The organism is Sivoneniella epilithica UHCC 1019, assembly GCF_040830845.1.
Classification (GTDB): domain Bacteria; phylum Cyanobacteriota; class Cyanobacteriia; order Leptolyngbyales; family Leptolyngbyaceae; genus ULC077BIN1.
Map to the genome: position 1 here is coordinate 18,358 of NZ_JBFPDP010000002.1, position 22,081 is coordinate 40,438.

Sequence of the window (22,081 nt, forward strand, 5' to 3'; positions counted from 1 at the left end):
ATTCTGAACCAACGATCGCAAAACGACTGTTCAAACCTTCAAACAGACGATCGCTGATATCCTGGCTAACATTGCCAAACTTGTGCCCGATCGCTTCTTAGAAACAAGGCAGCAGGGCGGAGCAGATTTGACCTACATTGCCTGGTACACGGTGGCAAAGCTGCTGGACTACTATGCTCCCGGTTGGGAAGGAATGGTGACGCAGATGCACACCACGGGCGATCGCTTGTTTGTTACCTATCGGCTAACGATTCATGCCGCAGAGGGCGCCTTTATCCGTGAGGCAACGGGGACAGAGTTATTGAAAGAGGAGAAAGAAGTATGGGTCGGTCAAAAGCCGAATCGAAAGCAGTTGAAGGATGAGCAAGGTAGACCGATGACGGAGCGGCGAGAGCTTGCCTATGGCGACCCGTCTTCCAATGCAGAATCGATGGCGTTTCGTCGGGCGGCGGCTAAGTTTGGGTTGGGGCTATATCTTTATGAAAAAGAATAGGAAACGAAGCCGCTTCTCAAGACTGTACGAAAACCAGAATCACTTCGCCATTGAGCCTGATTGTCAGAATCACCCTCATCCATTAGAGGTTGGGTTATTTAGGTAAGCTGCTGATACAACCCGCTTGGTTAAACTGCTCGACCACTTTAGGTTCATTCCGCAAGTAGTCTGTTGCTTCTGGATTGCTTAAGGGGCGTGGGTGAGCATACTCATAAATGCCGGGTTTTCCCTCATACACAAAAGCATTCGCCAAGAAGTTTCCTTCTTTGATCAACACTTTTTTGTCACCTGCACGAAGTCCATTATTGGTGACTGTGGCAGTGGTGAAGCTTACGCCCAGTCCTCGATCTGCCAAGAATGTCTCAATAATGCATACTTGCCCTTTTGCTTTGGAAGGGTAGATGCTCATCGATTCCTCAATCGCTGTCCACATTCCCAGGAATGGAGCCGTTTGGGAATCGAGCTTTGACCAGGCATCCACAAAGGATTTAACCTGTTGCTGTTCAGTCGGTGTGCGTCTGTCTTGGTACATGCGGTCTTTTTTTAACGTAGGAAGTTTTTGCTTGAATTGGCGAGAAAGCTGGCTCAATTCTTGCTCAGTGGGATAACGCTCAGATGCCCATGCGGGTAAGGCGATACTGCTTAAAATCAAAGCGGCGATCGCAAATCGAATTGATTTCATTGACTTTAATGCTCTCCTAATTTGTCATCAAGTATCTACGGGCAGCTATTCGTCAAGGCAGGGCGCGCTCTATCAAAACAAAATGCTTAAAGTTTTCGCCAAAACATTTCATCGTCAGCTTTTGAGGAATAAGGGCAATGTGGATAAATTGCCTCATAGCAGAAAGACAATAATTATTCCTAGTCTGCATAAGATCTGATTCCCTTTTTAATAAGGATCGCCACACAGAGTGCAACAACACCTACATAAGGTTTTGCAATGCATGTGCCTGTTAAGAGTATCCTTGTGACTTCACTTGCAAGTTGTGGAATGCTATCGCTAATATCCTTATCACAAAGAATAGAACGGCAAGTCTTGTCCACTTCTGCAATGAGTGAACTCAAGGCTATACCTGTATCTTGAGCAACTTTCTCAAGCGTCGCACTTAAATTTCCTTGACAAGTCTCAATAAACCTTAAAGCATCGCTTATTTCAGGGTTGGAATTAGTCTGCTGCTCAAGTGACTGCATCTCCTCTTCAGATACATTTGCTTCTGGCAGGGGTGAACCCATACAGAGATATTTTGCCATTTACTATTTCCTGTCTCCAAATAAACTGATTACTTCACTCACATGACGATCTCTTCTATCGCGCTGGACGGAAATTGCGGGTGAATCCAATCCAGCGGTCTACCTTACCGCCTGTAATTGCCAAAATTGGCACATTTATCAGACGAGTTGCTTGACCAGCTTCTTCAAAAGAGACATTCATTGCCGTTTGTTCTGGTTTGCCCAATCCATAGGCGATCGCGAGATCACTTGCTAATCGGCAGCTAATTTGAAAATTGCCCATATTAATCGACCCATTGCCAGCGGCATAAGTCCAAACGGTGCCAGGTGAAAGTCGCCCTGAGCTACACATAAAATGGGTCACCTCAACCATTTTGGCGATATGCACGTCATACACCCGCAGTTTACCGCCATAGGCAGATGAGGTCGTGTTGGTGTTGGGAACAGTGAGGCTAAACATTCCCTCACTCGTAGAAATCGTCATAGGCAGAGCGGTACTTTGGGCAAAAACCGGCTGGGCGACCAAAAGGGCTGATGTCATCGTTGCCAGTACAAGCAAATTTTGGGTGATCATTAAAAGCTTTCCAGATTGAGGAATACATTCACAGAATTCCCTACTCAGAGCATAAATGCACAAAATATTATGGAGTCAATGTTGTGTCGGCAAAATAGGGTTATCCCCTCGAACCGACACAACATTTATGAACTACAAGCACCTGACGATCGAACTGGAACGACTAGAGGGAAGCAGGTTGAGGATCAAGAATGAGGGAGAGGTGCTATCAAGTCACTAGATAGATTCGGCAAAAGCACGAGGAAGGACTTATCATCGCTTACGACGCTGGAATGAAGGAAGATCAGAGTTTGTGCGGACGCTGAAGCTGGAAGAATTGGCAGAGATTAAGGCAATGTGCGATCGCGCTCGGCAATTGGAAAAGGTTAACCAGTCTATTCAAGATGTGACGGCTCAGATAGACGGAGTGGTTGCATTGGCAGGAGAATTAGGAGTTTCGGTTAAAACTCTGCAAAATCAAAAGTAGCCTTCTACCGTCGAATATCGTAGATTGGTAGAGAATTGGTAGACGGTCTTATTGAGAATTGCCGGACAGCCCATGCGGAAAGCAATTGAGCCGTTTATACTCCACGTTGACATCGTGGGGGTCTCCCATTCGAGTCGGGATGTGTCCATTTTTGTACTGTACAGATAAGTCTAAATACACTCCTCCATCAGAGGACTATTACGGTATCTTGAGGCGGCAGGGTTCCTGAGATGAGTAGTGGACAATGACTCTAACCGTTCTAGCGCTTGATTTTGATGGGGTATTGTGCGACGGGTTGAAGGAATACTTCAAAACATCCTGGCAAGCCTATTGCAACCTTTGGCAGCCTACCAGTTTGGTGCCGCCAGATGGGTTGGCTGAGTCCTTTTATCGGTTGCGCCCGGTGGTTGAAACGGGTTGGGAAATGCCATTGGTGATTCATGCAGTGCTAGAAGGGGTATCGGAAGCGGCTGTGCTGCAAGATTGGGTTGCGATCGCTCAGCAACTCATTGTCACGGAACACTTAGATCCCGCAGCACTAATCGCAGAAGTGGATGGCATTCGGGATCAATGGATTGTGTCCGATGTGAACAGTTGGCTAGCGGAGCATCGGTTTTATCCGGGTGTCTGCGATCGCCTGAAAGCAACCCTGCAAACGGATACTCAGGTTGCCATCATTAGCACGAAGGAAGGACGCTTTATTCAGCAGCTATTAGAGCAACAAGGCATCGATTTGACCGATCTGCAACTGTTTGGCAAAGAGGTAAAACGCCCTAAAAGTGAAATTTTGTTTGAGTTGATGCAAGTGTTTGGTAAGGATGCCACTTTTTGGTTCGTTGAAGACCGTCTTAAAACGTTACAAGGGATTGCTAGAAAGCCTCAACTTGATACTGTGCGCTTGTTTCTGGCAGATTGGGGCTACAATACGAGCCGCGATCGCGAACAAGCAGCGAATGATTCTCGCATTCAGTTGATTTCGCTGGATCAATTTGCTGGAGATTTTGCTGGGTGGCTGTGATGGTGCGTTTCGCGGCTCAACAGCACCCTACACGATCTGTGTTTTATGCCTCTTCCCTCTTTCCTCTCCCCTCTTCCCTACTCCTCAAACCAGTGCTCTGTGCCATAGCCCATGGCGCGATCGCGATTTCCTAGTTCTGCTGCTAACCGTAAGCCTGCCTGCCGTCCAATCTCAGTTTCAAAAACGGAGGAAAAAACTGCATCAATCGAGTGAGTTTGAAAGAATTGTCGTAGACGATGGGGTGAACCAGCGATCGCGGGTTTAATCACAAAAATTCCACGCCAGCCTTGAGTATGGCAATCTTGCAGGTGAGCTAGGGTTGCTACCGATTCATCAAGTGCTAGAGGGGTGGAATGCTGTTTGCTTAATTCCATCATCTGAGTCAATTGGCTAGGAGAAAGCGGTTGCTCTAAATATTCGATCATGGGGAGGCGATCGCACACCGTCAACCACGCGATCGTAGCCTCCAGACTCAATCCGCCATTCGCATCTAGCCGCAGTCGAGCCGTTTTTGGTAACTCATAAGCCAGTCGTGCTAACAGTGCCAGTTCTACGTCCAGAGCTTGTACTCCAATCTTCCACTTAAACGTTCGATAGCCTTCCTCCCACCGTTTCTTCCAGGTTAATAATGCATCCTCTCCCGCAGGTAGCAACGCGCTTTGCAGGAGTCCGAAGGATGGAGTACGGAGGATGGAGTACGGAGGGTGGAGTACGGAATTTAAGGATTGTTCTTTGTAACCTGATACCTGAGACTTTGCACCTAAAACCTGATCCTTACCACTCGCCACTCGCCACTCACCACTCGCCACTTCTTCCCACGCCATTTCAAAGCCAAATTTACAGGCTGGCAAAGTGGGTGGGATGTCAAAAATAATAGGCTCCCTAATAACAGCAGGCAGTTGACGGCAAAAATCTAAAGCTTGCTCTAGGGTTTCAGAGCCAAACCAAGGCAGGGGAGCAATTTCGCCGCTGCCAACCTGCCCAGTTGAATCAATCAGTTGTAGTAAAATCCCCTCTCGCACCTTCCAAGTCCCGTGGTTGGTTTGCAAGGGGTGTTTGAAAGGCCGCTGATAGGACTGGAATTGAAACTGATAGAGCATCAAGCGTTTGGGAATTTATGCCGGAGGCACACTTTAAGATTTTGTACCTGCACAAAGATCTTGTTTTTGATGAATTTTTAACCTCTGGATAGGACAAATCCTAAACCCAGCATTGAGCCAGTGACAAAGTGAAACGAAACGGCGATCAATCGACAACGCAGGAGTGTTTCTGGTTGATGGTAGTTGGCAGCGATCGTTCGACACAGTTGGAGGGCATAGGGCACACTAACAAACACCAGCAGCGTCCACAGGGGAAACAGTTTGACTGCTATAAATAGGACGGTCAGCCCATAGACGCTGCTGCAAATCCAAGGGAGCAGTTGGGCAGCGCGTTGGGCACCTAGCCGCACCACGGGCGATCGCTTGCCCACGGCGGCATCATCATTCACTTGGTTGAAATGGGAGCAAAAGAGAATCAGGCTGGTGGCAATGCCAATCACGGCGGAGGCAGCAAAGTTGGTGACTGACCAGGATTGGGTCTGGCTATAGTAAACAGCGGCAAATGCAAGAGGACCGAAGGCAAAAAAGCAGAGAATTTCGCCCATGCCGTGATAGCTGAGGCGAAAGGGCGGACCTTGGTAAACATAGCCGATCGCGCAACAGAGCAAAATCAGCCCAATCACGGTTAGGTCTTGCTGCCAAAAGGCGATCGCCCCAATCCCGAATAGCCCAACTATCAAACAGCCATTACTGATCCAAAAAATCAGCGGCTTGTTTCCAGTCAGGTTCACTAGAGAGTTTGCCTTGTTCACATCAACCCCAGTTTCGGCATCAAACACATCATTGCTAAGATTTTCCCAAGCCAAGATCAAAATTGCCGAAACAAGAAATGTAACGAAAATTTTAGTTTGAAACAGCCCCGTTTCCGCATAAGCGATCGCCGTGCCGACTCCAATTGGCATGATAGCAACGCTATACATGGGGGGCTTAATGGCAGCGAACCAAAGCTTTCTTTCAGGTAAATGACTATTTGTAGGTAAATTAACAGTTTTCGTAACCATTTTAGATGTTGTTAAGTGAGCATCTTTCAGCGTAAAGTTGCCTAATCATTCTATGATCCAACGATTCCCAGACTGAGGAAATAGATGAAGAGTTTAAACTTTGAAACATGTTAAGAAATGATGCGCTTACAGACTGAAAATGGCTGCACAGAGTCATTTACAGAACTATACTGTTTATAAAATTGTGTTGTCTTCTATTACATGCCAGTCACACTTTGTTGCAATCAGCAGTTTAAAACTCAGCAGGATCTTTATCAATTTCTTTCAAGTTGCCAGCAAATTTCTTGTGAAAAAAAGCAAGCTCAAATCATTAGTATTGCCTTAGAAATTGATGCAGTTGATCCACTCGTAATTTTGCATGAAATGGCTGAATTGGGTCAGCTAAGTTTCTATCTAGAAAAACAAGATTTATCTAGAAAAACAAATTTTAGTGATGATAAAGTTGCGATCGCAGCAATTAATTCTATAGCTCAATTTCAGACCGATGGCAGTCAACGTTTTTCCCAGGTTAAAGCCTTTATTCAAAACACCTTAGCAAACACAATTATGGCGGGTGTATCGGGTATTCCCTTCTCTGGACCGCACTTTTTTTGTAGTTTTTCTTTTAGCGATCGCCTTTCTAATCAAGCCTATGGCGAGTTTGCAGCAGCAACCGTGTTTCTTCCACGCTGGCAGATTTCCTATCAAAGGAATCGAAGTACCGTTGTGGCAAATGTAGCGATTGAGGCTCAAACTTGCCTTACTTCCACTGTTGAAATGCTGTGGAAAAATCTGCAAAAAATTAAGGCTGTTCAATATAAACTAATTAATCCAATTCTTCAGACTTCTGATTGGTTAAAACAACACCCAGTTGCAGGGATCGAAACATTTCAGAATGCCGTGGGTAGTGCCTTAAAATCAATTCATACAGAACACTTTGATAAAATCGTTCTAGCTTATGCAGTAGATGTGGTTTCGCCGCTTCCCTTTCATCGAGTTTTTTCACTAAACAATTTGCGAACCCAGTATCCAGATTGCTATATCTTTTCCACAACCAATGAGCGCGGACAGCATTTTGTGGGAGCCAGCCCCGAGCGATTGGTCAGTGTGCAAAATCACCAACTGATTACCGATGCTTTGGCAGGCTCAGCCCCACGCGGAAAAACCACCTGTGAAGATGCTCGTTTGGCAAATATTCTGCTCCACAGCGTCAAGGAATTGCACGAACACCAAGTGGTGATTGATTTCATCATCCAGCAGCTTGCCCAGTTGGGGTTAGAGCCATCTTGTTCGCCCCTGCGCTTACTGCAACTATCCAATATTCAACATTTGCACACCCCTATTCGGGCGATCGCCCCATCAGAGATCCACTTGCTGGATGTAGTTGCGGCGCTGCATCCGACTCCAGCCGTTGCCGGAAGACCCAGAGAGATTACCTGTGAGCAAATTCATCGCTATGAACCGTTTGAGCGATCGCTCTATGCCGCACCCATTGGCTGGGTTAACCATCGCGGCGAAGGGGAGTTTGCCGTGGGTATTCGGTCGGCTTTAATTGATGGATGCACCGCCCGGCTATTTGCGGGTGCTGGCATTGTGGCAGGCTCGACCCCAGAACGCGAGTTGGCAGAAGTGCAGCTTAAGCTACAAGCTCTACTGGCAGCCTTAGTTTGAGGGGGCTGCGTACCCAAATTTGGCATTGCTAATTAATTAAGGATGAATTGCCCACTTTGAAGGAGCATACATGGATGGAAATCGAGTCAATAAAGTGCTGGGGACTCTGACTCACCCGCATGTTTTTGAGTAGCAACCTGCCACACTTAGGAAGAGCTTAGATAGGTTCGATCTGTGTAGTCAAAAATTATAGTGAACGGTTTATTCAAACGATTCTTTCTAAAGGCGATCGCCACCTTGCTCACGCTCCTGCTCTATCTGCCTGTCGCTGTGGCGCAGACCGAACAAGTGACGGTGCGCCTCGACGGACGCGCAGTCTTTCGGGTGGGCGCAGTGAAAAATCTAGATGCAAATACACGGGCGCGCCAAATCGAGCGACGGATCAATCGTTTATTAGAAAACCCAGAGGCAATTGCGCCCCCCCGAATTGAATCTACGAACGACAATCAGGCTGAGCGCGTGATTACGATCGCGGGGATTCCTGTAGTCACAGTGACAGAGGCGGATGCTCAAGATAATCTAACAACCGTAGGCATATTAGCGACTCAGTGGTCACAAGCGATTGATGCCACCTTAAAACGCGCCAGTACCCGCCGCTTATCACCCGGAGGGCGATTCGCCTCAGAAGTTCAAGCCTCGATTGAGAATGCATTTGGACGATTGCTGGAATCCACTATTGTGATCATTCCGCGTGCTTTAGCGACCCTCTTAGTAATTGGATTATTTTGGGCGATCGCGACCTTTGTTCGCTGGTTGATGCGGATTCTCTTTCGGCGCATCGTATCAGACCTCACCGTTGAAAATCTGATTAAACAGGTTGCTTACTACACCGTTTGGATTTTGGGGTTTATTGTCGCGTTAGATACCTTTGGCTTTGATCCGCAAGCAGTCGCCACAGGTTTAGGGCTAACTAGCCTCGCTTTGGGTTTTGCCCTCAAAGATATTCTTTCCAATTTCATTAGCGGCATCTTAATTTTGGTCTTGCGTCCGTTTGAATTGGGCGATCAAATTATCGTGGGTGAAACAGAAGGCAACGTCGAGCGCATCGAACTACGAGCGACGCAACTGCGAACCTATGATGGTCGCGTCGTGCTAGTGCCAAATGCCGAGGTCTTTACCTCTCGCATCATTAACAACACAGCAGCTTCTATTCGGCGAGGGACTGTGGCTCTTTTCCTGGGATACGACAGTGATCTGGAAACCGCGATCGCGGTCATTCAAACAGCCGCTGAAACAGTGGATAGTGTGCTAAAAGAGCCTGCCGTCTCTGTTCGGGTTCAAGATCTCGGTCAAAATGATATTGAGGTTGAAGTTCGCTTCTGGACAGACTCGCGGCGATCGGACTTTGTGGCAACAACATCCAATGTGCGACACGCGATCGTAACGGCTCTCAAACAGGCTGACATTGGGCTGCCCGATCCAGCAATCCGAATTTTAGTCCCGCGTCAGTCCCAAGAGTGGCGCTCAGCCCTAGGGGTGGAAGACAGTGCGGCTCAAGATGCTGATAATTCTTGAGTTTAAATTAGGATGAGTAGAATTATTGCCCCCTGTTTGGGTTGCCAATACCTATATTGAGATATTGAGGGAATCACTTCAATTGCGTAAACTGCTCGATAGCAGTAGGGTTCTAGCTTAAAAGAGGGGTTGAAGTGCTAAAAAATATTCGCGATCGCTTCCGCCATTTGAGAGACCAGGAAAAGACCCTCATTCAACTACAGCAGATTGAAACAGATCTGCTATCAGAATCAACGCCCGATATGTCGTACCTGATTTTGATTGTGAGTTCCTGCGCGATCTCGACCTTCGGTTTATTGTCAAATAGCACGGCGGTCATTATTGGGGCGATGCTGATTGCGCCGCTGATGCTGCCAATCCGGGGGCTGGCATTTGGGGCACTCAAAGGAAATGTCATACTGTTTCGGCGTGGGTTAGTTGCCCTTGCGATAGGAACTGCCCTTGCAGTAGCACTTGCTTGGATGCTGGGTAAATTGGTTGGCATCGCTAATTTTGATAGTGAAGTGTTGGCGCGATCAGAACCTACCCTGCTGGATTTAGGAGTTGCGGTTGCGGCTGGAGGAATTAGTGGATATGCGAAAATACAACCGAAAATCTCAGGCAGTCTCGCAGGAACAGCGATCGCGGTTGCTTTAATGCCGCCCCTTTGCGTCATCGGTTTAGGACTCTCTCAGGCAAACTGGAACCTCAGCCAAGGCGCGACCCTCCTGTATCTGACCAACCTGCTCGGCATCACCTTATCCTGCATGGTCACTTTTCTACTAGCTGGCTATGCATCCTTTCACCGTGCCCGTGAAGCCCTGATCTGGATATTGGCTTTCACTGCAATTTTGCTGATTCCTTTGGGGTTTAGCTTTACCCTATTAGTGAAGCAGGCACATCTAGAAGCTAATTTACGACAAGCACTCTTAAATCGCACGCTTACTTTCCAGCGGGTAGATTTATTAAGCAGCACCACCAATTGGTTAGCCAAGCCCCCCGAAGTCCGATTGAATGTCCGGGCTAGCGAACCCATTACCCCTAAACAGGTTGCACTTTTGGAAAAATTTCTCAGCCGTGAAATGGAACAACCTTTTACACTGGTCTTTGTGGTTGGACAAGTTGAAGAAATCCGGCGGGAAGATTCTACTGTCTTAAAGTAAAAGAATTAAATTGTGTATGCCACTTATTTAAGATCGCATCTTCATATTCGCCATTCGCCGATTCACATACAGCAGAAATGTTAAAATCAATCCAGACCTAGGTTAATTCAACTGTACTAATCAATTTTCTTCTTTGGGGTTGCTCAATGAACCAATGCATTTTAATGGCAGACATTATTCAAGAACCTGAACTCCGCTACACGTCGGATAATCAAACGCCGTTGGCAGAAATGATCGTGCAGTTTGCGGGGATGCGTCCTGAAGATCCACCGTCTACGCTGAAGGTGATTGGCTGGGGCAACTTGGCGCAAGAAATTCAGGCAACTTACCATGAGGGCGATCGCGTTGTGATTGAGGGTCGCCTTAACATGAACACCATCGATCGCCCTGAAGGCTTTAAAGAGAAACGGGCAGAACTGACTGCCACCCGAATGCATCGGTTAGCATCGGATACGGTAGCCACATCCACTGTCCTACCAAACAGTAGCGCTGCTAGTCAGTCCGTCAGTACGCCTAAAATCCCTCGCGCTGATGCGACTGCGACGAAAGCCAAAGAACCTGCTGGGACTTTTCAAACTCCGCCAGAGACTAATTTAGATGATATTCCCTTCTAACTAAATTCCTATGACTTCCCAAGCCACTGTCAGCCTGACTCGCGCTCACTCCTACGATCGCATTCAACTCCGCCAGTCGATTGAAACCGTATTGCAACCCTTGGGCGGCATGGCAGCGTTTGTGAAACCGGGCGATCGCGTTCTGCTCAAGCCCAATCTGCTCACGGGTGCGCGCCCCACGAAAGAATGCGTCACCCGTCCCGAAATGGTTTACTGTGTCGCGCAGATGGTTCAAGAAGCGGGAGGCGTTCCATTTTTAGGCGATGGACCTGCTTTTGGCAGTGCTGCGGGCGTGGCACGGGCAAACGGCTATTTGCCCTTGGTTAAAGAATTGGGGCTACCGATTGTTGAGTTTCACGGCAAGCGCTATGAAACCATTAGTCAGGAATTTAATCATTTGTTGCTGTCTAAAGAAGCGATGGATGCAGATGTGGTGATTAATCTGCCCAAGGTAAAATCTCATGTGCAATTGACGCTGACAATGGGAGTGAAGAACTTGTTTGGCTGCGTTCCTGGCAAAATGAAGGCTTGGTGGCATATGGAAGCAGGCAAGAGCAAAGAACGTTTTGGAGCGATGTTGGTTGAAACTGCGCGGACAATCAATCCCAACCTAACGATTTTGGATGGCATTATTGGGCATGAAGGGAATGGACCGAGCGGCGGTGAACCTCGTGATTTAAGTATGCTTGCTGCATCCTCTAATGTATTTGCCCTCGATCGCGCCATTGTAGAAATCCTGCAAGTGAATCCTGCCACTGTGCCGACGATCGCCGCTGCCCAGCTTTTGGGGCTTGATCCAACCCTAGACGAGATCGCCTTTCCCCTGTTACAGCCTCATGAGCTAGCGATTTCAGATTGGCGCTTGCCCGATCAAATGATGGCGATCGATTTTGGGATGCCACGAGTTTTCCAATCCACCTTTAAGCATCTTTACATTCGTTTCATCAAGGAACCCATGACAGCCTATTCAGCCCGGTAGATTCTGAGAACGCTCATTACCGTTTGGTAACTGTTGTATCGTCTTATTGTTTTGCTCACTGATGCATCAATGATTGGATATGGTGAAGCATGAACACAAATTTGCTTCTCTATCTCTTACTCAATATCTTTATTAAATTAAGATCAAACAATCGCTTTTGCTCACTTCGCTAGGAAATTGCTGCATGTCTCCACTCCTGCTGCGACAAATTTGGGGCTTGGTTGAAGCTACTCAATCCCAAATCCTCTTGAACCTAGATGATGAAAGTTTGGTGGAATGGCTGCTGCGCCAACTCATCAACCAGCGATCGCTCGATTCTCACGAAGCCAACCTGCTCAGCGACTACCTACAATCGCGCCTGCCGCTGATTCGCGATGTTGCCCAAAGCCGTCACGCTTTAGTGTAGTCTCTTTATTTTTCCAATCTCACCACATACCACTGGATAAATGTGCCTGGACCCAAGTCAAACTCGCAGGCGGTTTCCAGAAGGTGTTTTGCCTGTTCTGATAAAGATGAAAATCGCTGAAGTTCGGCGGGCAGTTCTTCTTGCTGTGCTAAAACCGCCTGCAACTTTTCGTGCAGTTCTGCGGTTGTTAAAAACTGTTCAGGCTGGTCCGGCTCTAGCAAAACATAGGTATCACTTTCATAGAGTCGTGGGTCTGGCATTGCGTCAGCCTTTCAATCGTGGAGGAAATACCTCTATCTTTGCAGGTTTCCGCGATCGCCCCCAAATATTCATTCCTCATGCAACTATTTTTGATCAAGCTGAGAAATTAAATCTATAATTTACCCGGCTACAATCTTCCTCAGCAGCTAATTCGCGGCGCTGGCTAGTTCATAATAATTCAGAGTTGCCCACTTGAAAGTATTAAATTCTCAAACTTAAAAAATTTTATAATAAATTGAGTCCTTCATCGTTTTAGACAAAAATTAAGCAGTCTAAAAATTTTGAGTTTTTATTTTCAGGTTTCTCCTGATCCGTTGATTTAACCAAGTAGAGTATTAATTCACTAATTTGACTCGGTGCTTTAGTTTAGAAAAATAGCAAAAAAAGAGCTCGCTGTTTTAAATTAAAGTAGCCCACTAAAGCCTGCTAATTAAAGCAAAGCTCTAGAAGTTGGAACTCCCTTGGGGATAGATTTTAAGGAAGGAAGTTATAGTTTATAAGTGGATCAACACCAGTCATTTTTTTGATTCGGGCTATAAAAGCAGGTTAAAATAGAACACATCTAAATAATCTGCTTTATTAAAGTTTCTCTTACAAAGTTTTCTATGGTTTAAATGCTTAATTTAGTCATTTTATTTGAAAATCCTTGGAACATATTTGACCACTCTTTCGACATTGAATCTATAACCGCACACACTACACAAGAATAATTGAGGGCTATTGAAATGACACTCTCTCAGACTATTTCTAAAGCGATCGCGCTTCTTTCTGCTGCCACTGCTAGCTCCGTTATCCTGTCCGCTGGCATCGCCTCGGCTCAATCAGTCAATCAAACCGTCAACGTTGAGACTGGCAACACAAATGTTGTTGTAGTCAATACTCCAACTCGCGGCTTTGGCGGTGCCTACGTGGGCGGCGGCGTTTCTGCGGGCGTGACCAATGGTGGACAGCAAGGAGACGCAGCAACATTAGGCGGCAACATTCAAGGTCGAATTGCTCCCTTTGAAAATGTTCCAGTATCGGCGCGGGCTGCGATTCTATTTGGCAGGGAAACCACCGCGATTATGCCCCTAGTCACCTATGACATTCCGGTTGCTGCAAACACGAACGTTTATGTAGGGGGTGGCTACTCCTTCGTTGAGAAGAATGGCAAACCAACACCCTTGGGCAACAAAAATGCTCCCGTTGTAACTGTTGGTGCTGAAACCAGCGTTACTCGCGATATTGTTGTTTATGGGGATGCAAAACTGGGTATCAAAGCCTACGAAAATAGCCCAGCTAGCGCGCTCAGCTTCCAAGCGGGTGTGGGCTATCGCTTCTAGTTCCCAATGATTTGCAACCAATTTTTTCAACCAACTTAAGTAGATAAACTCATCAGGCTCTTGCATCGGCAGGAGCCTATTTTTTTGATTTTCAATCTGTTTATTTAAAGTTGCAGCAATTTTGCCCCCATTCCCAACTGTAAAAATCCCCTTAAGCCTGAGTCAGAATTCTTGAGAACACGATAGGGTGCATAAAGGCAATGCTACGATTAAGGTATCTAGCAAATTCCTATCGGCTTACCGGGAATTTTGAGTCTGGTTTTACCCGTCTGGTTGCGCGGCAATCCTGAATAGATAGTTTTCATAGAAAATCGCTCAGGAATGCAACCCGTTATACTAACGATCCTTCAACACTTTGCAGCAGTCCCGATGGTCAACACTTCCGCACCTCCCACAGTTCGTAAACCTTCCAAAGTAGAAGGCTTGAAAGAGCGCAGTAATTTTTTACGCGAACCCGTCGCGTCTGAATTACTTTTGGATACAACTCATTTTACTGAGGATGCCATTCAGATCCTCAAGTTTCATGGCTCTTATCAGCAGGATAACCGGGATAACCGGATCAAAGGGCAAGAGAAAGATTATCAATTTATGCTACGGACGCGGAATCCAGGTGGTTTTATTCCACCGGAGCTTTACCTAGCGTTGGATCAGCTTGCGGATGAGTATGGCAACCATACCCTGAGAGCGACTACCAGACAGGGATTTCAGCTTCATGGCATTCTCAAGAAAAACCTGAAGGCAGCGATCGCGACGATTGTTCGTAATCTGGGATCAACCTTGGGTGCCTGCGGGGATTTGAACCGTAATGTCATGGCTCCCGTTGCTCCTTACAAAAATCGTCCTGAATATGGATATGCCTGGGAGTATGCCAACGGAGTCGCCGATTTGCTCACGCCCCAAGCAGGCGCTTACTATGAAATTTGGCTAGATGGGGAAAAGGCGATTTCTGCGGAGGAAGACCCAGCAGTAGTTGCGGCTCGTCAGCGCAATGGTAATGGCACAATTATTCATGATTCGGCAGAGCCAATCTATGGCACTCACTACATGCCGCGCAAATTTAAGTGCAGCGTTACAGTGCCCGGAGACAATTCCATCGATTTGTTCTCCCAAGATGTCAGTTTGGTTGTCATTACAAACCCGCAAGGCGAACTCGAAGGCTTTAATGTCTATGCAGGCGGCGGGTTGGGGCGCACCCACAACAAAGCCGAAACCTTTCCGCGTGTCGCAGATCCAATTGGCTATGTCGAAAAGGCAGATGTGTTTGATCTGGTGAAGGCGATTGTGGCAACCCAGCGGGACTATGGCGATCGCAGCGATCGTCGTCATGCCCGGATGAAATATTTGATTGCCGATTGGGGCGTAGCCAAATTTCAGGCTCAGGTTGAAAAGTACCTGGATAAACCAATTCAGCCGCTTAAACCAACTCCCAACTTTAAGTTTTTGAACTTTTTGGGCTGGCATGAACAGGGTGATGGCAAGCTATTTCTAGGCTTATCGATTGAAAATGGACGGGTTAAAGATGAAGGCGATTTTCAGCTAAAGACCGCTCTGCGAGAAATCATAGAAAAATTTCACCTGCCCATGCGAATCACGGCTAGCCAAAATGTGCTGCTGTATGAAATTGATCCCGCGAATAAAGCCGAAATTCAGCAAATCCTAGTTCGCTGCGGCATTAAGCGTGAGGATGAAATTGATTCCCTCGTGCGCGATTCGATGGCGTGTCCGGCTTTGCCCACTTGCGGCTTGGCAACCACCGAGTCAGAGCGCGTCATGCCCAGCGTTCTGGAGCGAATTCGACTATTGCTCGATCGCGTCGGTTTACCCAAGGAACACTTTATCGTTCGGATGACTGGTTGCCCCAATGGGTGTGCCCGTCCTTATCTGGCGGAAGTCGCGTTTGTGGGCAATGGACCTGGAATCTACCAATTTTGGCTGGGTGCATCGCCTGACCAAACTCGATTGGCGCAGGTGTATCTCGAAAAGATGCCGATTGACGAGTTGGAATCCACCTTGGAACCGCTGCTCATTTACTTCAAACGATCGCGCAACTCAGACGAAAGTTTTGGTGATTTCTGCGATCGCATCGGCATGGACGGCTTACATCAGTTTGCCGCCACCTATCAACCCAGCGTTGAAATAGAAGCGAATAGTGATAACGGCTCTAGTGTTCATACCACTGTCACTACAGGGAAAAAGCGCAACCGGATTAGCGTTCGCAATGAGGTTTACAGCCGCCTGCAAGAAGTGGCATTTCGGGAAGGGAAACCGATTAGCCAACTTGCCACCACTGCGATCGAGGAATATCTCAAGAGTCTCGGCTAGTGCACCAGCGGGTTGTGATTGATCCCTGCCAAATTTGCCTGAAAGCGATCGACCTCACCCAAGACCAGCAGCACTATTTAGGGCGAGTGTTGCGGTTGCAAGCAGGCGATCGCTTTATTGCTATGGATGGACAGGGGCAGTCTTGGCTGGCAAACTTGATTGTCCTCGACGATCAACTTCAGGCGGAAATTGTCGAGTCTGTGTCAACTCACACCGAACTGCCTGTGAATGTCACCTTAGTAATGGCTCTACCCAAAGGCAACGGCTTTGATGATGTAGTGCGGCAGGCGACCGAACTCGGCGTAGCTTGCATTGTTCCCGTACTCAGCGATCGCACCTTGCTCAAACCCAGCCTCCAAAAATGTGATCGCTGGCGACGCATTGCCCAAGAAGCCGCCGAACAATCCGAACGCCAACAGGTTCCCATGCTTCACGATCCGCTCCCCTTCACCCAAACCCTCGCCCATCTCACTCCCTCCGATCCTCACTACCTCTGTGTCACTCGCCACCCCGCCCCTCACCTACTCAATTGCCTGCTCGCCTCTCGCCTCTCGCCTCTTGCCCCTTCCCTTACCCTCGCCATCGGTTGCGAAGGCGGCTGGACTGATGCTGAAGTTGAGCAAGCGATCGCCGCTGGCTATCAACCTGTTTCTCTGGGTTCCCGCATCCTCCGCGCCGTCACCGCACCTATTGTGGCGCTCTCCCTGATTGCAGCGGTGTGTGAAAGTAAAGAGATCCCCTCCCACGGATCGTTTCACGAATCGCCCCGCTAGAATGGAACCAAGATTTGCGATCGCCCTCAGCGTCATGAATATTACACTCAGCCCCATCCTTGCCCGTCTCAAACAGGAACTCACTGGTGTATATGGCGATCGTCTGCTTCACCTTACCCTCTTTGGTTCTCAAGCTCGTGGCGATGCCGAACTAGGGTCAGATATTGATGTGCTGGTGGTGCTAAAGTCTCCCGTCAATCCGGGTGAAGAAATCAAACACACTGGCAAGGCGATCGCCGATCTCTCCCTTCACTATGATGTGGTGATTAGTTGCCTCTTTATGGATGAAAACCACTACCAAACCCGCAATGGCTCCCTACTTCGCAATATTCGCAAAGAGGGAATTATGCTGTGACCGATGAACAACGAGAACTTCTCCTCAAAGCCCAACAAAGTTTAGAAGCTGCAAAACTTCTGCTGACTAACAACTATCCAGATTACGCCGCATCTCGCGCATACTACAGCATGTTCTATATTGCGGAAGCATTCCTAGAGGGCAAGGGACTCTCGTTTCCTAAGCATTCCGCCGTCATCTCTGCCTTTGGACGAGAATTTGCCAAACCTCAACGAGTCCCGCCTGACTTTCACCGATTCTTAATCGAAGCGCAGGAGTTGCGAACTACTGGTGATTACGGACAACTGAACGCTGTCACGACCGACCAAGCCGCAGAACAAATTGACCGCGCTACTCAGTTTTTGGTACTGGCAATTCAGGAAATCGGTGCAATTTAGGAAGAGTGTCCATCTCTCTCATGGCTGCTGTGTATGCAAGGAATGGCAAGGGCGAATGACGAGTGACGAATGGCGAGTAATGAAGAGTTAGGATAAGTTGAGTACAAAATTCATCGATTTATTCCCTACCCCCGTTCGGCTGAGCGCTCACGTCGAAGCCTGTTCCCTATTCCCTCTTCTCCTTTATGCTCGACCAAGTTGCCGCCGCATTTGAGCGCCAAGATTATCAGACAGCGGCGCAGTTGTTAAAAGAATTGCTGAAGCGATCGCCCCAAGATCCTTGGGTGCAGTTGTATGTGGCGCGTTTACAAGAAGTATCGGGCAAAACCAAGGCAGCAGAGGGCATCTATCGGCAATTGTTAAAAAGCCAAACTAACTCAAAGCTGATTGCTCAGGCGCGTCAAGGGTTGCAGCGATTGGGCGGAGTGAACAAAGAACCGCCAAAACCACAGGCGATCGCGGTCACTCGACAGCCGAGTAGTGCGAACCCAGGATTTATGATTTTGTCAGCGGTTCCCAATGAAGCTCGGAGTCATTTGGGGCAGTGTTTTGCCAGCGTGATGAATTTGGATGTGTATACCGCGAGAGCTTTACTTCCTAGTCGTGGCTGGAAACTGTATCGAGCGGGTGCTTTTGCCGACTTGCAAGAAGTAGGACAAGCCTTAAAAGCAGCCGAAATTCCGGTTTTTTGGTCAGCAGTGTCAGAGCTAGAAGCGATTCAAGTTTTTCATGTTAGCCACTTCACTACGTTAGAGCCAAATCCTATTGTGGTGTGTAAAAACGAGAGTGGGCAGTTGGGTTCCTTGTCGTTTGCGTGGTCGGAAGTGGCGCAACGGGTTGAAGGAATTCTGCCACTCTTTTCGCAAGTGGTCGAGTTAGGCTATCGCGATCGCCCGGAATGGAAAGATAAAATAGAAGACTATGCTCACTTTTGCGATTTGCACATTCCATCGCGTCGCTGCATTTTGCGGATACACGACAGTCGGTATAACTTTAAGCAAGGCGCACTTGCGTCCTTTGCCGCCGATACCATTCGCCAACGCTGGAACCACCTGCTCACCTGTCTCAATCACCAATTGCCCCAAGCGCCTATTTGGTCAGACTTCACCCCATTTTCTGAAACCGTAGATGATTTCATTGTTCCCTTAAGCCGTTTGAAGCCGCAGCTTTTTTTATCCCGTGCAGAAGATTGTTATTTAGATTCGGCTTTTCACCTTTACAGTACTCTGGCATTTCTTAAAAGTTCCATCCAATAGAACGAACGCCCTAAACGCCCGTGCTTAGTTCATCCTGAGTCGTTGCGATCGCATCGCTGATGTTGACCATAGGCAAGGGAAAGGGCACCTGATCCGTTTGGGGAGGAATGATCCAGTGGCTTGCCTGATTGAGTGAATAAAGACTGCCGCAAAGCAGTAAGCGATCGCCCACTTGCAAATCACTTTTTCCATCGGGAAAGCCATTAAATCGACCTTCGCGGCGAATTGCCTGCACCAATACGCCAAACTGACGGCGAATGTGAACTTCTTCAAGGGTTTTGCCCACTACCGGACTCGTTTCAGGCAGCAACAGCCATTGGCAGGAGGCGTTTTCGGTAGGCACCATCACTTTCCCATTTGCTAGTTCATCGAAAGCAGCCAATTCTTCCGGTTCGCCGATAACTAATAGGCGATCGCCCGGTTGCAGCATCGTTTTTGCATCAGGATAATCGACTTCTTCGCCACTTTCGCGCTGAATCGCCATCAGACTGATCCCTGTTAAGCGTCGTAAATTTGTCTCCTCAAAGGTCATACCGATCAAGGGCGATTTTTGCGGTAAAGGATACCACTGGTTGCCCATCTCTTGGGTCGCTTCTTTCAACTCTCGTGATACTTGATAAGCAGGACGCTCAGTTCGTAGCTCTTGGTAATGTGCCGTGCGAATTAGCTGCATTTCTCGCTGAATCACAGGCAGCGGTAAGCCAAGCTCGGTCAGTAAGTGGGAAGAAAGCTCTAAACTGGTTTCAAACTCAGGCTGCACCACTTCTTTTGCGCCAAGCTGATAGAGCAGTTCAATATCTTTAGTTTGGTTGGCGCGGACAACAACATCTAGATCGGGCGTGAGTTCTAGGGCGCGTTTGAGGCACAGGCGAGTACTCATCGGGTCGGGGAGGGCGATCGCCATGCCTGTTGCCGTGGTCACTCCAGCTTTTTCCAACACATGTAAACTGGCAGCATTGCCATAAATATAAGGAATATTCAACTCGCGCAACTCTTGCACACACCGTTCCGACTGATCAATTACGACCACCGGGTAGCTATGATCGCGCAATAGCCGCACAATGTTGCGACCAATTCGCCCATAGCCACAGACCACCACATGCGGCTGCATGGGAATATTTTCAGACACTTCTAAAGGTAAATCGCTGCCGTCTAACCACGACTTCAGCCAGGGAACGGCTTCTGCCCAAATAAACAACTGAGGCACTAAGCGCAACACAAACGGAGTGAGAACCAGCGTCACGGCAGTCGTTCCCAGAATTAGCAGGTAGACTTCCCGCGTAATCAGCCCCAGGGTTTGCCCTTCGCTTGCCAGCACAAAGGAAAATTCTCCAATTTGTGCCAGCCCCAATCCAGCAATCAGCGCGGTTTTGAGTGGGTAGCCAAACAGCCGCACGATGGGCGTGATGATCAAAAATTTGCCGATAAAAACCAGTGTCACTAACCCTAGAATCAGTTCCAGGTTGTTCCATAAAAACACCGGATCGATCAACATTCCAATCGCCGCAAAAAAGAGAGACGCAAAAATATCTCGCAGTGGCTCTACATAGGTCAGGGTTTGATCCGAGTATTCCACTTCAGAAATCATCAGCCCTGCCACAAACGCGCCCATCTCAATCGACAGCCCTAGATATTCTGTCAATAAGGCAATACCCAGGCAAAGCACCACGATACACAGCAAAAACAGTTCCTTGCTTTCAGTGCGGGCTATGACTCGCAGCAAACGGGGAATCACCCAAATTCCAGCGGCGATCGCGCCCAAACCAAATAACCCAGTCTGCAACAGCGCCCAACCGATCGCCACTCCCAGTTCTTCCGGTGGCTTGTCTAAGGCAGGCAAAATCGCCAGCATTAAGCCCAGCGCCAAATCCTGCACCACCAAAATCCCCAGCATCACCTGTCCGTGGGGCGTGCCAGTCTCATTCCGCTCCATCAGACATTTCAACACCACTGCCGTAGAAGAGAGCGACAAAATTGCTCCCAAAAACACGCCTTGAGGCAGAGACGTAACCCAACCTACTGAGAGAGAGACAAATGCTGTAATGGCGATCGTCAAAACGATTTGCAGTCCGCCCCCGCCTAAACTAATGCCTTTAACCTTGTTCAGTTCGGAAAATGAAAACTCAACCCCCAAGGCAAACAGCAAAAAGGCAACCCCAAACTGCGCCAGCGTTTCCACTTGTACCAATTCTTTAATTAGCCCCAACCCAGCCGGACCGATCGCAATTCCAGCGATTAGATAACCCAGCAAAATGGGTTGTCGCAACAACGCTGCCAAAAGTCCACCTGCCGCCGCTGCCGCAAGCACAGTGACTAAATCGATAATTAATCTAGGGTCTTCTTGCACGGATTCTGAGAGTAAAAGAAAGAAATGTTAATGTTTATAAACCCCAGCATACCGAGTTTTCTATGCAGAGGGGAACGGTGCCTGAAAAATTGCTCACAAAAAAGGCTTGGCACTGCCAAGCCTTTCTAGAACTATATCCAAATAGAAAAACTTATTTCATCTGGCGAGCCATATCCAGATAGGAATTCATGTTGGCACCGGGGCGACGGCGACCGCCACTAATTTGAATGGGATATTTTGATGCAAATCCAACTTCCGATGGAACCGTTACCACAGCCTCGACCGGAACTGATTTTGGTTTAGCAGGTGCTTTTGTAGCAGTCGTAGTCGTAGCAGAATTACTATTGGAAGCTGCTTTTGCTGCGGCTAACTGTTCCTTACGGGTGGATTTTTTGGGTTCGGTCGGGGCTGCTCCGTTGCCCGATGAGATCGCTGCCGATGGGTTTGCGGCTGCGGGATTTGCTGACTGAGAGTCAGCAAATTCTAAAAAGTATCCTGAGTTGCCCTTCTTACCTGATTGATTCGTTCCACCTTCTAGGGCTGGCTTTTTGCTAAAAAGTCCACCAAGAAAATCAAAAATGCCACCCACTAGATTTTTAATGAAATTGATAATGCCGCTCATGAAAATTGCTCCTGACGTTCTGACGCTTTGAGACGAAGTGTAAAAAAATATTACAAAACCTGTGTATTAGCAGCGATCGCTCACCTAGCGGAAAACTTCTGTTAAGTAATTTCATCTAAATGATTATTTCTCACAATTAAGAAGTTGCTTGTCTAAAATACCACTAGGGTAAGGTAAGACCATACTGTCACTAACTGCTGAAGCTGCTGATTGCTTACTTAAAAAAAATAGCGCGATCGCCACCAAGATGACCGTGTG

The 22,081-nt window shown here is 47.9% G+C and carries 23 protein-coding genes; 15 read left to right on the forward strand and 8 right to left on the reverse strand.

Annotated features, from left to right (window positions below; genetic code table 11):
- Positions 1-82 precede the first annotated feature (82 nt).
- Complete coding sequence (locus tag AB3R30_RS01655; protein WP_458647396.1) at positions 83-493, forward strand: hypothetical protein; 411 nt, start codon at positions 83-85, stop codon at positions 491-493.
- A 94-nt stretch (positions 494-587) separates the two neighbouring features.
- Here AB3R30_RS01655 and AB3R30_RS01660 read toward each other — a convergent pair whose 3' ends face one another.
- From AB3R30_RS01660 to AB3R30_RS01670, 3 genes are all read right to left on the reverse strand, one after another.
- Positions 588-1,175: a hypothetical protein gene (locus tag AB3R30_RS01660; protein WP_458647397.1), complete on the reverse strand. Its 588-nt coding sequence runs from the start codon at positions 1,173-1,175 to the stop codon at positions 588-590.
- A gap of 179 nt (positions 1,176-1,354) precedes the next feature.
- Positions 1,355-1,744 (reverse strand): hypothetical protein, encoded by a 390-nt coding sequence (locus AB3R30_RS01665; RefSeq protein WP_458647398.1) that lies wholly within the window; start codon positions 1,742-1,744, stop codon positions 1,355-1,357.
- A gap of 55 nt (positions 1,745-1,799) precedes the next feature.
- A complete protein-coding gene (locus AB3R30_RS01670; RefSeq protein ID WP_458647399.1) occupies positions 1,800-2,297 on the reverse strand; it encodes a hypothetical protein in 498 nt (165 codons plus the stop codon).
- 292 nt (positions 2,298-2,589) lie between these two features.
- On the opposite strand from AB3R30_RS01670, the gene AB3R30_RS01675 reads away from it, so the two are divergent.
- Together AB3R30_RS01675 and AB3R30_RS01680 are read left to right on the forward strand one after the other, a co-directional pair.
- Positions 2,590-2,763 (forward strand): hypothetical protein, encoded by a 174-nt coding sequence (locus tag AB3R30_RS01675; RefSeq protein ID WP_458647400.1) that lies wholly within the window; start codon positions 2,590-2,592, stop codon positions 2,761-2,763.
- Between the two features lie 244 nt (positions 2,764-3,007).
- The gene (locus AB3R30_RS01680) at positions 3,008-3,781 is read left to right on the forward strand and encodes an HAD family hydrolase (RefSeq protein ID WP_458647401.1); all 774 of its coding nucleotides are present in this window, start codon (positions 3,008-3,010) and stop codon (positions 3,779-3,781) included.
- 77 nt (positions 3,782-3,858) lie between these two features.
- On the opposite strand, the gene AB3R30_RS01685 is transcribed toward AB3R30_RS01680, so the two are convergent.
- Together AB3R30_RS01685 and menA are read right to left on the reverse strand one after the other, a co-directional pair.
- Positions 3,859-4,881 (reverse strand): o-succinylbenzoate synthase, encoded by a 1,023-nt coding sequence (locus tag AB3R30_RS01685; protein WP_458647402.1) that lies wholly within the window; start codon positions 4,879-4,881, stop codon positions 3,859-3,861.
- Positions 4,882-4,958: 77 nt separating this feature from the next.
- Complete coding sequence (gene menA / locus AB3R30_RS01690) at positions 4,959-5,882, reverse strand: 2-carboxy-1,4-naphthoquinone phytyltransferase (protein ID WP_458647403.1); 924 nt, start codon at positions 5,880-5,882, stop codon at positions 4,959-4,961.
- Between the two features lie 201 nt (positions 5,883-6,083).
- On the opposite strand from menA, the gene AB3R30_RS01695 reads away from it, so the two are divergent.
- The 6 genes from AB3R30_RS01695 to AB3R30_RS01720 all read left to right on the forward strand — a co-directional run bounded on the left by AB3R30_RS01695 (position 6,084) and on the right by AB3R30_RS01720 (position 12,188).
- Entirely contained in the window at positions 6,084-7,532 is a 1,449-nt protein-coding gene (locus AB3R30_RS01695; RefSeq protein WP_458647404.1) for an isochorismate synthase, read from the forward strand.
- 192 nt (positions 7,533-7,724) lie between these two features.
- Positions 7,725-9,047, forward strand: a complete 1,323-nt coding sequence (locus AB3R30_RS01700; protein ID WP_458647405.1) for a mechanosensitive ion channel family protein — start codon at positions 7,725-7,727, stop codon at positions 9,045-9,047.
- Positions 9,048-9,181: 134 nt separating this feature from the next.
- Positions 9,182-10,189, forward strand: a complete 1,008-nt coding sequence (locus AB3R30_RS01705) for a DUF389 domain-containing protein (protein WP_458647406.1) — start codon at positions 9,182-9,184, stop codon at positions 10,187-10,189.
- Positions 10,190-10,335: 146 nt separating this feature from the next.
- Positions 10,336-10,803: a single-stranded DNA-binding protein gene (locus AB3R30_RS01710; protein WP_458647407.1), complete on the forward strand. Its 468-nt coding sequence runs from the start codon at positions 10,336-10,338 to the stop codon at positions 10,801-10,803.
- A gap of 10 nt (positions 10,804-10,813) precedes the next feature.
- The gene (locus AB3R30_RS01715; protein ID WP_458647408.1) at positions 10,814-11,782 is read left to right on the forward strand and encodes an Npun_F2552 family protein; all 969 of its coding nucleotides are present in this window, start codon (positions 10,814-10,816) and stop codon (positions 11,780-11,782) included.
- Positions 11,783-11,966: 184 nt separating this feature from the next.
- Positions 11,967-12,188, forward strand: a complete 222-nt coding sequence (locus AB3R30_RS01720) for a hypothetical protein (RefSeq protein WP_458647409.1) — start codon at positions 11,967-11,969, stop codon at positions 12,186-12,188.
- Positions 12,189-12,193: 5 nt separating this feature from the next.
- On the opposite strand, the gene AB3R30_RS01725 is transcribed toward AB3R30_RS01720, so the two are convergent.
- Positions 12,194-12,448, reverse strand: coding sequence for a CRR7 family NDH-1 assembly protein (locus tag AB3R30_RS01725; RefSeq protein ID WP_458647410.1), 255 nt, complete (start codon positions 12,446-12,448; stop codon positions 12,194-12,196).
- Positions 12,449-13,174: 726 nt separating this feature from the next.
- Between AB3R30_RS01725 and AB3R30_RS01730 the strand changes: the two genes are divergently transcribed.
- From AB3R30_RS01730 to AB3R30_RS01755, 6 genes are all read left to right on the forward strand, one after another.
- On the forward strand, positions 13,175-13,771 hold the full coding sequence (locus AB3R30_RS01730) for a hypothetical protein (RefSeq protein ID WP_458647411.1): 597 nt from the start codon (positions 13,175-13,177) through the stop codon (positions 13,769-13,771).
- 369 nt (positions 13,772-14,140) lie between these two features.
- Positions 14,141-16,093, forward strand: a complete 1,953-nt coding sequence (gene sir, locus AB3R30_RS01735; protein ID WP_458647412.1) for a sulfite reductase, ferredoxin dependent — start codon at positions 14,141-14,143, stop codon at positions 16,091-16,093.
- Positions 16,093-16,866: a 16S rRNA (uracil(1498)-N(3))-methyltransferase gene (locus tag AB3R30_RS01740; RefSeq protein ID WP_458647413.1), complete on the forward strand. Its 774-nt coding sequence runs from the start codon at positions 16,093-16,095 to the stop codon at positions 16,864-16,866. Before sir ends, AB3R30_RS01740 begins: the two co-directional genes overlap by 1 nt.
- Position 16,867: 1 nt before the next feature.
- Positions 16,868-17,221, forward strand: coding sequence for a nucleotidyltransferase domain-containing protein (locus AB3R30_RS01745; RefSeq protein WP_458647414.1), 354 nt, complete (start codon positions 16,868-16,870; stop codon positions 17,219-17,221).
- Positions 17,218-17,598, forward strand: a complete 381-nt coding sequence (locus AB3R30_RS01750; RefSeq protein WP_458647415.1) for a HEPN domain-containing protein — start codon at positions 17,218-17,220, stop codon at positions 17,596-17,598. Before AB3R30_RS01745 ends, AB3R30_RS01750 begins: the two co-directional genes overlap by 4 nt.
- A gap of 185 nt (positions 17,599-17,783) precedes the next feature.
- Positions 17,784-18,854, forward strand: coding sequence for a tetratricopeptide repeat protein (locus AB3R30_RS01755; RefSeq protein WP_458647416.1), 1,071 nt, complete (start codon positions 17,784-17,786; stop codon positions 18,852-18,854).
- A 10-nt stretch (positions 18,855-18,864) separates the two neighbouring features.
- Here AB3R30_RS01755 and AB3R30_RS01760 read toward each other — a convergent pair whose 3' ends face one another.
- Positions 18,865-21,201 (reverse strand): cation:proton antiporter domain-containing protein, encoded by a 2,337-nt coding sequence (locus AB3R30_RS01760; protein WP_458647417.1) that lies wholly within the window; start codon positions 21,199-21,201, stop codon positions 18,865-18,867.
- A gap of 151 nt (positions 21,202-21,352) precedes the next feature.
- Positions 21,353-21,823 carry a hypothetical protein gene (locus AB3R30_RS01765; RefSeq protein WP_458647418.1) on the reverse strand — a complete coding sequence of 157 codons (471 nt, stop codon included), beginning with the start codon at positions 21,821-21,823 and terminating at the stop codon, positions 21,353-21,355.
- Positions 21,824-22,081: the final 258 nt, after the last annotated feature.

What these genes read in the sequence shown, in the direction of transcription:
- menA (WP_458647403.1), bottom strand. Translation starts at nt 5,882, where the DNA reads ATGGTTACGAAAACTGTTAATTTACCTACAAATAGTCATTTACCTGAA.
- AB3R30_RS01715 (WP_458647408.1), top strand. Translation starts at nt 10,814, where the DNA reads ATGACTTCCCAAGCCACTGTCAGCCTGACTCGCGCTCACTCCTACGAT.
- AB3R30_RS01755 (WP_458647416.1), top strand. Translation starts at nt 17,784, where the DNA reads ATGCTCGACCAAGTTGCCGCCGCATTTGAGCGCCAAGATTATCAGACA.
- AB3R30_RS01680 (WP_458647401.1), top strand. Translation starts at nt 3,008, where the DNA reads ATGACTCTAACCGTTCTAGCGCTTGATTTTGATGGGGTATTGTGCGAC.
- AB3R30_RS01660 (WP_458647397.1), bottom strand. Translation starts at nt 1,175, where the DNA reads ATGAAATCAATTCGATTTGCGATCGCCGCTTTGATTTTAAGCAGTATC.
- AB3R30_RS01670 (WP_458647399.1), bottom strand. Translation starts at nt 2,297, where the DNA reads ATGATCACCCAAAATTTGCTTGTACTGGCAACGATGACATCAGCCCTT.
- AB3R30_RS01725 (WP_458647410.1), bottom strand. Translation starts at nt 12,448, where the DNA reads ATGCCAGACCCACGACTCTATGAAAGTGATACCTATGTTTTGCTAGAG.
- AB3R30_RS01720 (WP_458647409.1), top strand. Translation starts at nt 11,967, where the DNA reads ATGTCTCCACTCCTGCTGCGACAAATTTGGGGCTTGGTTGAAGCTACT.
- AB3R30_RS01695 (WP_458647404.1), top strand. Translation starts at nt 6,084, where the DNA reads ATGCCAGTCACACTTTGTTGCAATCAGCAGTTTAAAACTCAGCAGGAT.
- AB3R30_RS01765 (WP_458647418.1), bottom strand. Translation starts at nt 21,823, where the DNA reads ATGAGCGGCATTATCAATTTCATTAAAAATCTAGTGGGTGGCATTTTT.
- AB3R30_RS01710 (WP_458647407.1), top strand. Translation starts at nt 10,336, where the DNA reads ATGAACCAATGCATTTTAATGGCAGACATTATTCAAGAACCTGAACTC.
- AB3R30_RS01730 (WP_458647411.1), top strand. Translation starts at nt 13,175, where the DNA reads ATGACACTCTCTCAGACTATTTCTAAAGCGATCGCGCTTCTTTCTGCT.
- AB3R30_RS01745 (WP_458647414.1), top strand. Translation starts at nt 16,868, where the DNA reads ATGGAACCAAGATTTGCGATCGCCCTCAGCGTCATGAATATTACACTC.
- sir (WP_458647412.1), top strand. Translation starts at nt 14,141, where the DNA reads ATGGTCAACACTTCCGCACCTCCCACAGTTCGTAAACCTTCCAAAGTA.
- AB3R30_RS01685 (WP_458647402.1), bottom strand. Translation starts at nt 4,881, where the DNA reads ATGCTCTATCAGTTTCAATTCCAGTCCTATCAGCGGCCTTTCAAACAC.
- AB3R30_RS01665 (WP_458647398.1), bottom strand. Translation starts at nt 1,744, where the DNA reads ATGGCAAAATATCTCTGTATGGGTTCACCCCTGCCAGAAGCAAATGTA.